Source organism: Granulicoccus phenolivorans DSM 17626 = NBRC 107789 = JCM 15570 (assembly GCF_000423085.1).
Taxonomy (GTDB): Bacteria; Actinomycetota; Actinomycetes; order Propionibacteriales; family Propionibacteriaceae; genus Granulicoccus; species Granulicoccus phenolivorans.
This window is the reverse complement of sequence record NZ_AUHH01000023.1, coordinates 1-13139: the sequence shown is the minus strand read 5'-3', so window position 1 is coordinate 13139 and position 13139 is coordinate 1. Positions and strand designations below refer to the sequence as shown.

The window sequence follows — 13139 nt, the reverse complement described above, 5'->3', positions numbered from 1 at the left end:
CCGACGGCAAGTCAGCGGGGTCCGAAGGGTGTCCACAGGCGGGTCATCGCTTCCACCCTGGTCGCCGGGGCCACCCACGGAGACCCCCACCCGGGGCGGGTCGCTTGGGGCACTGGCCGCACTCGCCCTCGACCGACTGGATAAGCTGCCCCGGTGAGCACGTTCGAAGCCGCCCTCGGTCTGCCCCTGATTCACGCCGGGAAGGTCCGTGAGCTGTACGCGGTGCCGCCGGTCAATGACCGCGACGCCATCCTCATCGTCACCACCGACAACATCTCGGCCTTCGACTGGGTGCTGGACTCCCAGATCCCGGACAAGGGGATCATCCTCACCCAGCTGTCGCACTGGTGGTTCGCTCAACTGCACGACCTGGTCGACAACCACGTCCTGACCACCGAGGTGCCCGACGTGGTGGCCGGGCGGGCCGCGATCTGCGAGCAGTTGGAGATGATCCCGGTCGAATGCGTCGCCCGGGGCTACCTCACCGGGTCCGGGTGGGTGGAGTACCAGAAGACCGGCTCGGTCTGCGGGGTCGCCCTGCCCGAGGGGCTGAATGACGGGGACCGGCTGCCGGCTCCGATCTTCACCCCGGCCACCAAGGCGGCCCTCGGCGATCATGACGAGAACATCTCCTTCGACCGGGTGGTGGAGCTGATCGGGTTCGATCGGGCCGCCGCGATCCGCGATCTGACCCTGGCGATCTATGCCCGCGCCGAACGGATCGCCCGGGACCGCGGGATCATCCTCGCCGACACCAAGTTCGAGTTCGGCGTACGCCCCGACGGGTCGATCGTGCTCGCCGATGAGGTGCTGACCCCTGATTCGTCGCGGTTCTGGGACGCCTCGGCCTGGCCCAACTCGCTGGAGTCCTTCGACAAGCAGTATGTGCGCAACTGGCTGCTGCACGAGTCGGGCTGGAACAAGGACTCCGACACCCCGCCGCCGCCCCTGCCCGACAGCGTGATCGCCGCGACCCGGGCCCGGTACGCCGAGGCCTACGCCCGGCTCACCGGCGAAGTGTTCGGCGACCAGGAGTACTGACCCTGACGCACCCGGACTCGACGGCCGGTCCCTTCCGGGGCCGGCCGTCGGTGTTTTCGGACTCTTCCGGGGTCGTGAGATCCGGTCTGTGGTCCGATCCTGCCGCCAGCGTGCCGAATTCTGCTGATCCGGGGCAATTTCCGGTGTCTGGTGGCAGGATCCGCCCACCGTGCCCACGCAAACCCGGGCCGTTGCGTCCCGGACCGCCGCGGCTCGGGTGCTCCGGGGTAGGTCCGATCGCGGGTTATCTTCGGGTGCGCGGGTTGAGTTCGGGCGCGCGGGTGCTGCAGGGGCCGCGGGCCGGATGTGGACCGGCGAGCAGTCAGGAGCGCCCGCGGACCCGCCGGAGAACCCGCGGACCCGCCGGAGAACCCGCGGCCCAGGAGCGCCCCCCCCGAGCCACCACTCCACAAGCCTGGACCGAGCCCGCCGGACCGACAGCACGGCGTGACGCAGCAGTGCCCGCCGGTGGTCCGGCTGCTGCTCGGCGGCCCTGTGTGGTCCGATCCTGCCGCCAGCGTGCCCAATTCCGCTGATCTGGGGCAATTTCCGGTGTCTGGTGGCAGGATCCGCCCACTTTCCGCAGTAGCCCGCCGTCGAGTTGTCGCGACCCCTTGAACCTCAGCGAAATATCAGTAACTATTATGCGCATAGTTATCCTGTTGGATCGTCGAGAAGAACAAAGAGGTTCGCTCATGACTGCAACTGACATCAGCCCCACCACTGTCGGCGTTCGCACCGTCGACGTCATCGTGATCGGCGCCGGTTTCTCCGGCATCGACATGGTCGCCCAACTCCTCGAGCAGGGCCGCAGCGTTCAGGGGATCGAGGCCGGCTCCGGAGTGGGCGGCACGTGGTACTGGAACCGCTACCCCGGGGCCCGCTGCGACTGCATCAGCCTGGAGTACCAGTACACCCGGTTCCGTCACCTGGTCGAGGAGTTCCGCCCCAGCGAGCGCTACCCGGCCCAGCCGGAGATCCTGAGCTATCTGCAGAACGCGGCCGACAAACTCGGGGTCACCGAACACTTCCGGTTCAACACCCGGGTCACGTCTGCCACCTACGACCAGGACGCCAACCGCTGGCTGATCCGCACCGACCGCGGCGAGGAGTACCGCTGCAAGTGGTTCATCCCGGCGGTCGGCTGCCTGTCCACCGGCCAGATTCCCGACTTCCCCGGCCTGGCGAACTACCGCGGCGAGACCTACCACACCGGCACCTGGCCCAAGGGCGGCGTCGACCTGGCCGGCAAGCGGGTCGCGGTGATCGGCACCGGATCCTCCGGCGTGCAGGTCATCCCCGAGGTCGCCAAGCAGGCCGCCTCGCTGACCGTCTTCCAGCGCACCCCGGCCTTCTCCCTCGACTACGGGCCGCTGCCGATGGATGCCCAGGTGCGCGACGAGTTCGTCGCCAACTTCGATGATTACGTGCACAAATCCCGCACCACCCCGGCCGGCCAGTACACCGAACCGCTGCCGCACAGCGCCCTCGAGCACTCCGAGGAGGAGCGCAACGCGGTCTATGAGGAACGCTGGAACCGGCACCGCGCGATCGACCTGATCGCGGTCTACCCCGACCTGTTCACCAACATGGACGCCAACCACACCATCTCGGAATTCTTCCGGGGCAAGATCCGTTCCAAGGTGACCGACCCCGCGCTGGCCGAGACGCTGTCCCCGCGCACCTACCCGCTCGGCGCGAAGCGGATGACGCTGAACACCGGCTACTTCGAGACCTACAACCGGGAGAACGTACGCCTGGTCGACCTGCGCCAGGACCCGCTGCTGGAGTTCACCGAGACCGGGATCCGGACCGAGTCGGGGGAGCACGAGTTCGACGCGGTCATCTTCGCCACCGGCTTCGACGCGGTCACCGGCTCCTGGCTGAAGCTCAACATCACCGGACGCGACGGTGCGAAGCTGGCTGACGCCTGGGCCGACGGGCCGGAAACCTACCTCGGCCTCATGGTTTCGGAGTTCCCGAACATGTTCATGATCACCGGTCCCGGCAGTCCGAACGTGCTGACCAACGTGGTCTGCGCGATCGAGCAGCATGTCGACTGGGTCGCCGAGGCGATCGCCCATTTCGAGGAGCACGACGTGCAGACCGTCGAGGCCGACGAGACCGCCCAGACCGAGTGGACCGAGACCTGCGCCGAGATGGCCGCGTACACCCTGTATCCGGAGGGGAACTCCTGGTACACCGGCGCGAACATCCCCGGCAAGCCCAAGGTGATGATGTCGTACGTGGGCGGCCTGGACGGCTACCGCCGCATCTGTGACGACGTCCGCGACGACAGCTATCGCGGCTTCATCGTCAAGTGATCTCACTCGTCAAGTGATCAGATTCGTCAAGTGATCAGCGGCTGACCAGCGAGGTCAGATCGATCCGGACGGTGCCGCCGGGGGCGGGGAGGACCGCGTGGTCGCGTACGACTTCACGCGAACGGTACTCCTCCCCCTGGGGGTCCCGATGCCAGGTGATCTGACGACTCTCCAGCTCGACCACCCAGTAGAGCGGGATCCCCGCCTCGGCATACTCGCTGCGCTTGGTGATCCGATCGGTACGCCGGCTGCCCGGCGAGACCACCTCGACGGCCATCAACACGTCGGATGCCCGGAGTCGGACGGGGTCGCCGGCCAGCAGCTCCGGGCGGATCAGGACCAGGTCCGGGGTCCGGATCGTCAGGGGCACCTCGCTGAGCAGTACGTCGACCTCGGGCGCGACCAGGCAGTCGGCCAGCTGGTCCTGCAGCAGGCGCGCCAGCCGCAGGGCCGCAACCTGATGGCCCAGGCGCGGTGAAGGGTTCACGACAAGGACTCCTTCGCTGCACTCCAGACGGAGTCCCGCATCACTGGGGAGCGCCTCCCACTCCGCGAGGCCGATCGGACCGGAGGGCCACAGGGACGTCACCAGAGCGGACATCTCAGCCTCCTCGGGTCCGATCTCCTCAATGCTAGTCCGCGGTCACTCTCCCTCGGTGCGGACGGCGTGCCCACCGAACTGGTTGCGCATCGCGGCCACCATCTTCATGGTGGGGGAGTCGTCCATCTGGGACACGAAGCGGGCGAACAGGGCCGCGGTGATGGTCGGCACCGGCACGCCCATGTCGACCGCGGCGTTCACCGTCCAGCGCCCCTCACCGGAGTCCGCGGCGTACCCCTCGATCTTGTCCAGATGGGGGTCGGCGGCCATGGCACGCACCATCAGGTCCAGCAGCCAGGACCGGATCACCGTGCCCTCGCGCCAGGAGTTGAAGACCTCCGGCACATGGGTGACGATGTCGGCCTTCTCCAGCAGCTCCCAGCCCTCGGCGTACGCCTGCATCAGGCCGTACTCGATGCCGTTGTGCACCATCTTGGCGAAGTGCCCCGCCCCGTGGTCGCCGGCGTGCACGAAGCCCGAGTCACCGGCCGGCTTGAGTGCGTCGAAGATCGGCATCACCGCCTGCACCGCATCCTCCGGCCCGCCGCACATCAGGGCGTACCCGTTCTCCAGGCCCCACACCCCGCCGGAGACACCGCAGTCCAGGAACCGGATCCCGCGGGCCCCGAGCGCTTCGGCGTGCCGCGCATCGTGGGTCCACTTGGAGTTGCCGCCGTCGATGACGATGTCCCCGGCCGAGAGGTGCTCGGCGAGTTCGTCGATGACCCCGTCGGTGACCTGGTCGGGCACCATCACCCAGACCACCCGCGGGGAGTCGGTCAGTTGCGCGATCATGTCCTGCTGACTGGTCGCATCGGAGATCTCGGGGTTGGTGTCGAATCCGATGATCGTGTGGCCGGCGCGGCGCAGGCGCTCCCGCATGTTCCCGCCCATTTTGCCGAGTCCGATCAGGCCCATCTGCATGCTGTTCTCCCTCGCCGTCGCGATTCCCGAGCGCCACGCTACAGGCGCCCACGAACCCCGCGCAGTGTGGCCCCACCGCCGCCGCTGAGTCGGTCAGCGGGAGAACAGGCCGGTCATTCCGCCGGGCTCCCCGGTGTCGCGCCCCCGCTCGTCCCGGTGGTCGAAGGCCGACTTGAGCATCGTGTACTCCCCGGCGCCCTGTTCGGTGCCCCGGGTGCGCTGCAGGAATCCGAGGACCCGGTCATCCTCGGCATCGGGCAGCATCGCCAGCGAATGGGCCGCGCCGAGAGCGAGCTGCTCGTCGTGGGCGGCCTCCCACAGCAGTTGCCCGCAGTCCAGGGGTACGCCACGCCCGAGCGCGGCCCGGCAGGCCTCGTCGATCTCGACCATCGCAGCGGCATGTTGATTGCGTACCGTCACCACCTGGCGGGCGTGCCCGCGGCCCTGCAGCACCCGGGTGAGGACCAGGATCAGCGCGATCACCAGCCCGGTCAGGACCGAGATCGCCAGCACCGCGGCGAACGGAAATGAGTCCCCGGTCACGAAGGTCCCGATCAGCCAACCCGCCACGGCCCCGACGACCACCCCGATTCCCAGCGGGACCACGATCTGCAGGGCCCGAACCCGCCGGTCGCCGGGCGCGTACGCCAGCCCCACCACATTCCAGTGCCGGGCGGGCACCTGCGGAGAACAGATGGTGTAGCGGGTGTCGCCGGGCAGCCCGCGGTGGATCCATCGGGAGCGGGCCGGGAACCGGGTCGTCGGAGTCAGTGCCGCACCCCCGGTCGCCCGCAGGGCCGCGATGACCGCCGGGTCGTACAAGGTGGTGCCTTCGTTCACACAAATGAGCCTACGCGCGCCGGGGGCAGCATCCGGCTAGGATCACCCCCATGGCACGCGTAGTGGTCGATGTAATGCCGAAGCAGGAGATCCTGGACCCCCAGGGCAAGGCGGTCACCGGGGCGCTCGCGCGTCTGGGTTTCGAGGGCCTGTCCGTGCGGCAGGGCAAACGGTTCGAGATCGAGGTGGCCGGTGAGGTGACCGAGGCGGTGCTTGCGCAGATCCGCAGCGCCGCGGAGAAGTTGCTGGCCAACACCGTGATCGAGGACTTCACCGTGTACGCCGCCCCGGCGCCGGAACAGGGCCGCACCCCGCAGCAGGCCGCCGCTCTCCAGCAGTCTGCTCCCCAGCAGACCGCACCCCGGCCCGCCACCACGCCGCGCCCGGTGCCGACCCAGGGGACCGCGCCGCAGCCCCGCCCGGTCCAGCAGGCGCCGCGGCCCGGCACCGGGGGGCAGCAGCAGTGATCCCCCGGATCGGAGTAGTCACCTTCCCCGGATCCCTGGATGATTCCGATGCCCTGCGCGCGGTGGAGTTGGCCGGGTTGAAGCCGGTCCCGCTGTGGCACGGCACGGACTCGGTGCAGGGCGTGGACGCGGTCATCCTGCCCGGCGGATTCTCCTACGGCGACTATCTGCGCTGCGGCGCGATCGCCCGGTTCTCCCCGGTGATGAGCGAGATCATCAAGCGGGCCGACGCCGGGATGCCGCTGTTGGGGATCTGCAACGGGTTCCAGATCCTGTGCGAGGCGCATCTGCTGCCGGGTGCCCTCACCCGCAACGCCGGGCGTACGTTCGTGTGCACCGAGCAGCGCCTGCGGGTGGAGAGCATCGACACGGTGTGGACCAACACCTATACCCCGGGCCAGGAGATCACGATCGTCCTCAAGTCCGGCGAGGGCAACTATGTCGCCGACGAGGAGACCCTGCGCCGCATCGAGGGGGAGAACCAGGTCGTCTTCCGTTACGTCGGCAACCCCAACGGGTCCGCGCGTGACATCGCCGGGGTCACCAATGAGCGCGGCAACGTGGTCGGCCTGATGCCGCACCCCGAACACAACGTCGAAGACCTCACCGGCAACACCGACGGAAAGCCATTCTTCACCAGCGTGCAGGCCTTCCTGGCCCGGGCGCTCGGCTGAGCGAGGAGAGTCGTGGCAGACACAGTCAAGAACGCAGCCGAGACCCCCGACGTCGTCCAGCCCTGGGCCGACCTGGGGCTCAATCCCGATGAGTACGCGCGGATCCGCGACATCCTGAAGCGCCGCCCGACCGCCTCGGAGTTGGCGATGTACTCGGTGATGTGGTCGGAGCACTGCTCCTACAAGTCCTCCAAGGTGCACCTGCGCAAGTTCGGCGAACTCGACCAGAACACCCCGCGCGGCCCGATGCTGGCCGGAATCGGCGAGAACGCCGGCGTGGTCGACATCGGCCACGGGTACGCGGTCACCTTCAAGATGGAGTCGCACAACCACCCCAGCTACGTCGAGCCCTACCAGGGCGCGGCCACCGGGGTCGGCGGGATCGTCCGCGACATCCTCGCGATGGGCGCCCGCCCGATCGGCGTGATGGACCCGCTGCGCTTCGGCCCGATCGACGGCCCGGACACCCCGCGGGTGGTCGAGGGGATCGTCGCCGGCGTCGGCGGGTACGGCAACTGCCTGGGCCTGCCCAACATCGGCGGTGAAGTCATGTTCGACCGCACGTACGCCGGGAACCCCCTGGTCAACGCGCTGTGTGTCGGCGTACTCAAGCATGAGGACCTGCATCTGGCCCACGCCACCGGCGTCGGCAACCAGGTCATCCTGTACGGCGCGGCCACCGGCGGCGACGGCATCGGCGGCGTCTCGGTGCTGGCCTCCGAGACCTTCACCGAGGGCGGCCCGACCAAGCGCCCCAGCGTCCAGGTCGGCGACCCGTTCATGGAGAAGCTGCTGATCGAGTGCACCCTGGAACTGTTCGCCGAGAAGCTGGTCGTCGGCATCCAGGACCTCGGCGGCGGCGGACTGTCCTGCTCCACCTCGGAGCTGGCCAGCGCCGGCGACGGCGGCATGCGGGTCGAGCTCGACCGGGTCCCGCTGCGGGACCCGTCGCTGAGCCCCGAAGAGATCCTGATGAGCGAATCCCAGGAGCGGATGATGGCCGTGGTCGAACCCGGCCAGGTCGAGCGCTTCATGGAAATCTGCCGCAAATGGGACGTCCAGGCCACCGTGGTCGGCGAGGTCACCGACGACGACCGGCTGGTCATCACCTGGCACGGCGAGGTCGTGGTCGACGTCATTCCGGAGACCGTCGCCGCCGACGGCCCGGTCTACCAGCGCCCGTACGCCTACCCGGCCTGGATGGACCGGGTCCACGCGAACGATGCGAACAAGCTGCCGCGGGACAACTCGCCGGTGGCGATCACCAACCAGCTGCTGCGCCTGGTGGCCGCGCCGAACCTGTGCGACAAGTCTTGGGTGACCCGGCAGTACGATCGCTTCGTCCGGGGCAACTCGGTGCTGGCCCAGCCCGAGGACGCCGGCATGCTGCGGATCGACCCGAAGACCAATCTGGGCATCGCGCTGTCGACCGACTGCAACTCCCGGATGGCCTATCTCAACCCCTACCTGGGCGCCCAGCACGCGCTGCTGGAGGCGTACCGGAACGTGGCGGTCACCGGCGCGCAGCCGGTCGCGATCACCGACTGCCTGAACTTCGGGTCCCCGGAGGATCCGGCGATCATGTGGCAGTTCGTCGAGGCGATCCTGGGCCTGAAGGACGGGTGTGCCGCGCTGGGGCTGCCGGTCACCGGTGGGAACGTGTCCTTCTACAACCAGACCGGGGACACCGCGATTCTGCCCACCCCGACCGTCGGGATGCTCGGGGTGATGGACGACGTCACGCTGCGGATCCGCTCCGGCTTCGCCGAGACCGGCGATGAGGTGTGGCTGCTCGGGGAGACCCGCGAGGAGATGTCCGGCACCGTGTGGGCCGATGTGTTCCACAACGGCCACCTCGGTGGGATGCCGCCGGTGCTCGACTTCGAACACGAACAGCGGCTGGCCGCCGCGCTGCAGCAGGCCGCGACCCAGCAGACGCTCTCCTCGGCGCACGACCTGGCCGACGGCGGTCTGGCCCAGGCGCTGTTCGAGTCCTGCCAGCAGGGTGGCTTCGGCGTCGAGGTGACGCTGCCCCAGGGGGCCGAGCCGACCGTGGCGCTGTTCTCCGAGAGCGCGGGCCGGGTCCTGGTGACCGTTCGCGCGGGCGCCTCGGCCGCCCTGACCGCACTGGCGAAGGAGCACCGGCTCCCGCTGACCCGGCTGGGCACCGTCACCGCCGGGGGAGCTGACGCCACCTTCCGCGTGGCCGGGCTGGTTGACCTGCCGTTGAGCCGTTTGCGGGAGGCCTGGCAGGCGACCCTGCCGGCCGCGATGGCCTGATCTTGGATCACCGACTCGGCCGGTGGGCCCGCTGGTTACCCGTACTGGTCGTCATCGTCTGGTACGCGGTACTGGCGTGGCAGCGCCGATGGATGTCGGATGACGGGTTCATCAACGTCCGGGTCGTGATGGAGTTGCACGCCGGCAACGGGCCGGTGTTCAACCCCGGCGAACGGGTGGAGCTGACCACCAGCACACTGTGGTTCTACCTGCTCGCGCTGGTGTCGTGGATCGTGCCGGCCGAGATCTCGGTCACCGCGGTCGTGCTCGGCTGGATCTGTGCGGTCGCGGCGTTCGTGTTCGCCGCCCTCGGCGCGGTCCGGTTCGCCCGAGCGAGCGGGCAGGCCGACGGCTTCCCGCTGCCGGCCGGGCTGCTCGTGGTGGCGGCGATCCCGGTGATGTGGGATTTCGCGACCAGCGGCCTGGAGCCGGCGATCACCTTCGCCTGGCTGGCGATCTGCTTCTGGGGGCTGGCCCGGCGGCTGCCGGTGCCGGGGGTCGAGGGGCCGAAACCCGAACCCCGGGCGGCCTGGGATCCACTCTGGCTGCCGATCGTGATCGGCCTGGGGTACCTGGTCCGGCCCGATGCGGCGCTGTACAGTGTCGGGTTCGCGGTGGCTCTGCTGTGGCAGTCCCGCCGCTCCTGGAAGGGGTGGGTGGCCGCGGCGCTGCTCGCGGTGGCGCTGCCCCTGGCGTACCAGATCTTCCGGATGGGCTATTACGGCATCCTGGTGCCCAACACCGCCCTGGCCAAGGGGGCCGGGAATGCGCTGTGGGGGCTGGGCGGCAACTATGCCTGGCTGTTCCTCAACGGGTTCGCGCTGTGGCTGCCACTGCTGATCGGCGGGCTGCTGCTGGCGTACCGGCTGCGGCACCTGATCGGGCAGCGGAACCGGGCGGCGATCGCCCTGGTGGCCGGGACCGTGGTGCCGGCGCTGGCGCACGTGGTCTATGTGATCCGGGTCGGCGGCGACTTCATGCACGGCCGGTTCCTGCTGCCGCCGCTGTTCGCGCTGATGCTGCCGATCGGGGTGCTGTTCGTCAACTGGGCGCCAGCGCGGCGGTGGCTGGCGGTTTCGGTGGCGATGCTGGTGCTGTGGGCGATCTACCCGGTGGCGCTGTACCGGCCGGTGATCGCGCTCGGCCACGGGGTCACCGACGAGCGGCTGCACTACACGACCTATGTGCCCAGCCATGAGACCGTGCACATCGCCGATTGGCAGGGGCACATTTTCGCGGTCCGCGGGGCCGAGGCGCGGCGGGATCTCGAGGCCGGGCGGCGGTACTACCGCACTGAGCACAACGTGTTCTTCCCGGCCGCCGACGGCATCCGGGTCGCGCATGCCTTTCCGTCGATCGGCGTCTATTCGGTGGTGGCCGGGACCGATGTGATCATCGTGGACACCCTCGGCCTGGCCGACCCGATCGCCGCGCGGATCCCGATGCCGACCCAGCCGGAGAAGATCGGCCATGTGGAGCGGCCCGAACATTGGCGGGTGGCCCGGTACGCCGCCCCGTCGGCGAAGGACACCGACGACGATCGGGCCGCGCGGGAGATCATGCAGTGCGCGCCGCTGCGGGAACTGACCGCGGCGATCAGTGCCCCGATGACCCCGGCCCGCTTCGGGGCGAATCTGGCGGCGTCGGTACGCCTGACCACGCTCAGCATCGCCCCCGATGTGGCGACGGCGCGCGCCGAACTCTGTTGATCAGCGGTCGGCGGGCGGGTCGGACCAGACGTCCTCGTCCTCCTCGAGCCAGCTCTGATACTGGTTGCGGGTCTCGGATTTCTTGCCGTGCCCGCGGCCGGTCAGCGGCATCATCGGGGTCATTCCGCCGGCACCGGTCGAGGTCCCGCTGGTTGGGGTCCCGCCGGCGGTCGGGCTCCCACCGGGGCCGGCCAGGCTGCCGACGTTGCCGGGGCTGACCATCGGTCGGCCGCCGGGACCGATCAGGAAGGTGCCGCCGCTCTTCGGTCGGGTGCCCGGGGTCGGGGTGCCCGGGGTCGGGCTGCCCGGGGTCGGGCCGGTGAGGTTTCCGGGAGTGAGCTTGGCCGGATCCTGTCGGGTACCTGCTCCGGGCTGCCCGGTGCCCGGTGCGGTGCGGGAGTCGGCGGGGGTGCGCGAGGTCAGGCCCGGGGCGAGGGCGAGCGGCAGGGCGGCTGACATCGTGGAGCCGCCGGGAAGGTGATTGCTGAAGGTGCTCGGGCCCGGTCCGGGGGTCGGCGTCGGCGCTGCTGCCCAACCGGGGGCGGGGGCGCCGGGGGTTCCCGCTGCCGGGGTGGTTCCGAGGGCGCCCGGATCGGCGAGGCCCGGGGTGCCGGGGGCGTACGGGGTGTTCGGGGCGTACGGGCTGCCGGTGCCGGGGTGGCCGGGGCCGTTCGGTGCCGACGGGAGCCCGGCGCTGCTGGTTCCCGGGGCGTACGCTCCCGGAGCGAAAGTTGCTCCCGGACCGGAGGGGCTGCCCGGGCCGGAGGCGCTGCCCGGCGCGGCGTACCCGGTCGAGGGCGCATACCCGGCCGAGGGCGCATACCCGGCCGAGGGCGCCGGGGACCCGGCCGCCCCCGGATCCGCGGAGTTCGGATAGTGCGGGGCGACCGCGTTGGGCCGGTAGCCCGGGGTGCCCGGAATGGCGCCCTGCGTACGCTGCTGCGCGGTCGACCCGTCGGCGAAGGTGGCGTACTCGACCTCGGGCGGGGAGTAACCGCCGAGGGCAGTATTGGTCCCGGTCGCGGAATTCGACACGTTCCCGCGCGGCGTGGTGTTCATGTTCAGCTGCTCCATCAGCCGGTCGAAGCGATGGGTTTCGCCGCTGATCGGGAACTGGGTCGCCCGGTACACCGCGCTGGCATTGCTGACCGGGGTCTGCTGCAGCATCGCCTCCCACTGCGGCTTGGGAATCTGCTTCAGTACCGTCTGGCGGCCGTTCATCAGTTCGTAGGGTTGTTCGGCACTGCGTCGGGCCAGGTCGTCGTCGTCGCCGGTGACCACCTCGTCGAGCCAGCCGAAGAAGGTCTGGTCGGGCCGGTGCCACACCACCTGCCACTGCACGTCGCGATCCCAGGGGATGTCGTTCTGCTCGGCGACCGTGGTGGTGTGGGCCAGCGATTCCTGGAGTACGCCGACCCGGCCGGTCAGCTGTCGGGCCGCGGTCGACTGGGTTGCCAGGACCTCGAGCAGGTCGGTGGTGAGCACCTTCCGGAAGGCGGCCGCACCCGGCCCGGTCCAGCCGCCCTCACCCAGCAGGGTGTTCAGTCGGCTGAGTACCTCGGTCCGCAGTTCCGCGGTCCGGGTCGCCACGTGGTCCCAGGTATCGCGATGGGTCGTGATGCCGGGGCGGTCCGGGGAGGCGACGGTCACCTGGATCTCCCGCTGGGTCTGTCCGCCGAAGACCGAGCCGCCCCCGCCGCCGTCGTGTTGGGTCAGCATCAGCGCTGCTCCGACCGGTTCAGTTCGGTGGTGATGGTGTCGGCCAGGGCGTTGTTGAGATCCTCCAGGTCGGCGTACTGCCGCGAGATCGCCGCGGTGCCGGAGGCGAGTTCCGCGCACCGTTGCCGTAGCGCGACCACGTTCGCGGTGAGGACATCGACGGTGCCGGAGTGCTGGGTGCGTACGCGCTCGGCGGCGGGAAAGACCCCGAAGTCCAGCGGCTTGGCCGGCAGCGGCAGAACCTGCTGCTCGAGCAGGGCGAGTTCCTCGCTGACCGCGTCGAGGAAGCGGGCGAAGTCCCGGACCCGGCCGGGTTCGACGGACACGGACTCATAGTCGGGGACCGGTGCGCGGTTCGACACGGGAGGCTCCTCGCAGGCGTGGGAATCGCTTGTCATTCAAGCAGAGCGGTCGGCGCAGTTCCTCCTGGCGAATGGGGAAGATTCCGGCGCCGGGGAGTGTGGGGCCGGCGGGGATGGAGCGAAGGTTCGTGTCGGGCAGCGAGGTCAGCAGTGGGAGCTGCTCGGGGTGTTGCTTCGCTGGACGAGGGCGGGGCTCGC

At 69.7% G+C, this 13139-nt stretch carries 10 protein-coding genes and 1 pseudogene; 6 read left to right on the top strand and 5 right to left on the bottom strand.

Annotated features, from left to right (window positions below):
• Nucleotides 1-153: 153 nt before the first annotated feature.
• Nucleotides 154-1041, top strand: a complete 888-nt coding sequence (locus G531_RS0110505; RefSeq protein WP_026927229.1) for a phosphoribosylaminoimidazolesuccinocarboxamide synthase — start codon at nucleotides 154-156, stop codon at nucleotides 1039-1041.
• A 695-nt stretch (nucleotides 1042-1736) separates the two neighbouring features.
• The gene (locus tag G531_RS0110500; protein WP_051215344.1) at nucleotides 1737-3365 is read left to right on the top strand and encodes a flavin-containing monooxygenase; all 1629 of its coding nucleotides are present in this window, start codon (nucleotides 1737-1739) and stop codon (nucleotides 3363-3365) included.
• Nucleotides 3366-3399: 34 nt separating this feature from the next.
• Here the strand turns inward: G531_RS0110500 and G531_RS21840 are convergent, their stop codons facing one another.
• From G531_RS21840 to G531_RS25695, 3 genes are all read right to left on the bottom strand, one after another.
• Nucleotides 3400-3966: a Uma2 family endonuclease gene (locus G531_RS21840; RefSeq protein ID WP_035758526.1), complete on the bottom strand. Its 567-nt coding sequence runs from the start codon at nucleotides 3964-3966 to the stop codon at nucleotides 3400-3402.
• Nucleotides 3967-4008: 42 nt separating this feature from the next.
• Complete coding sequence (gene gnd, locus G531_RS0110490; RefSeq protein WP_026927227.1) at nucleotides 4009-4890, bottom strand: phosphogluconate dehydrogenase (NAD(+)-dependent, decarboxylating); 882 nt, start codon at nucleotides 4888-4890, stop codon at nucleotides 4009-4011.
• Between the two features lie 93 nt (nucleotides 4891-4983).
• Nucleotides 4984-5730, bottom strand: coding sequence for a hypothetical protein (locus G531_RS25695; protein WP_026927226.1), 747 nt, complete (start codon nucleotides 5728-5730; stop codon nucleotides 4984-4986).
• A 50-nt stretch (nucleotides 5731-5780) separates the two neighbouring features.
• Here G531_RS25695 and purS point away from each other — a divergent pair.
• The 4 genes and pseudogenes from purS to G531_RS21830 form a co-directional block, all read left to right on the top strand.
• Nucleotides 5781-6008, top strand: a pseudogene (gene purS / locus G531_RS26285) (phosphoribosylformylglycinamidine synthase subunit PurS); the annotation flags it as partial.
• 188 nt (nucleotides 6009-6196) lie between these two features.
• Nucleotides 6197-6871, top strand: a complete 675-nt coding sequence (gene purQ / locus G531_RS0110475; protein WP_026927225.1) for a phosphoribosylformylglycinamidine synthase subunit PurQ — start codon at nucleotides 6197-6199, stop codon at nucleotides 6869-6871.
• 12 nt (nucleotides 6872-6883) lie between these two features.
• On the top strand, nucleotides 6884-9151 hold the full coding sequence (gene purL, locus G531_RS0110470; protein ID WP_026927224.1) for a phosphoribosylformylglycinamidine synthase subunit PurL: 2268 nt from the start codon (nucleotides 6884-6886) through the stop codon (nucleotides 9149-9151).
• A 92-nt stretch (nucleotides 9152-9243) separates the two neighbouring features.
• Nucleotides 9244-10860, top strand: coding sequence for an arabinofuranosyltransferase AftB family protein (locus tag G531_RS21830; RefSeq protein ID WP_145978793.1), 1617 nt, complete (start codon nucleotides 9244-9246; stop codon nucleotides 10858-10860).
• Here the strand turns inward: G531_RS21830 and G531_RS0110460 are convergent, their stop codons facing one another.
• Complete coding sequence (locus G531_RS0110460) at nucleotides 10861-12579, bottom strand: hypothetical protein (protein ID WP_026927223.1); 1719 nt, start codon at nucleotides 12577-12579, stop codon at nucleotides 10861-10863.
• On the bottom strand, nucleotides 12579-12941 hold the full coding sequence (locus tag G531_RS0110455) for a hypothetical protein (RefSeq protein WP_026927222.1): 363 nt from the start codon (nucleotides 12939-12941) through the stop codon (nucleotides 12579-12581). The genes G531_RS0110460 and G531_RS0110455 overlap by 1 nt, the downstream gene beginning before the upstream one ends.
• Between the last annotated feature and the right edge of the window lie 198 nt (nucleotides 12942-13139).

What these genes read in the sequence shown, in the direction of transcription:
- G531_RS0110500 (WP_051215344.1), top strand. Translation starts at nt 1,737, where the DNA reads ATGACTGCAACTGACATCAGCCCCACCACTGTCGGCGTTCGCACCGTC.
- G531_RS21840 (WP_035758526.1), bottom strand. Translation starts at nt 3,966, where the DNA reads ATGTCCGCTCTGGTGACGTCCCTGTGGCCCTCCGGTCCGATCGGCCTC.
- gnd (WP_026927227.1), bottom strand. Translation starts at nt 4,890, where the DNA reads ATGCAGATGGGCCTGATCGGACTCGGCAAAATGGGCGGGAACATGCGG.
- G531_RS21830 (WP_145978793.1), top strand. Translation starts at nt 9,244, where the DNA reads ATGTCGGATGACGGGTTCATCAACGTCCGGGTCGTGATGGAGTTGCAC.
- G531_RS0110460 (WP_026927223.1), bottom strand. Translation starts at nt 12,579, where the DNA reads ATGCTGACCCAACACGACGGCGGCGGGGGCGGCTCGGTCTTCGGCGGA.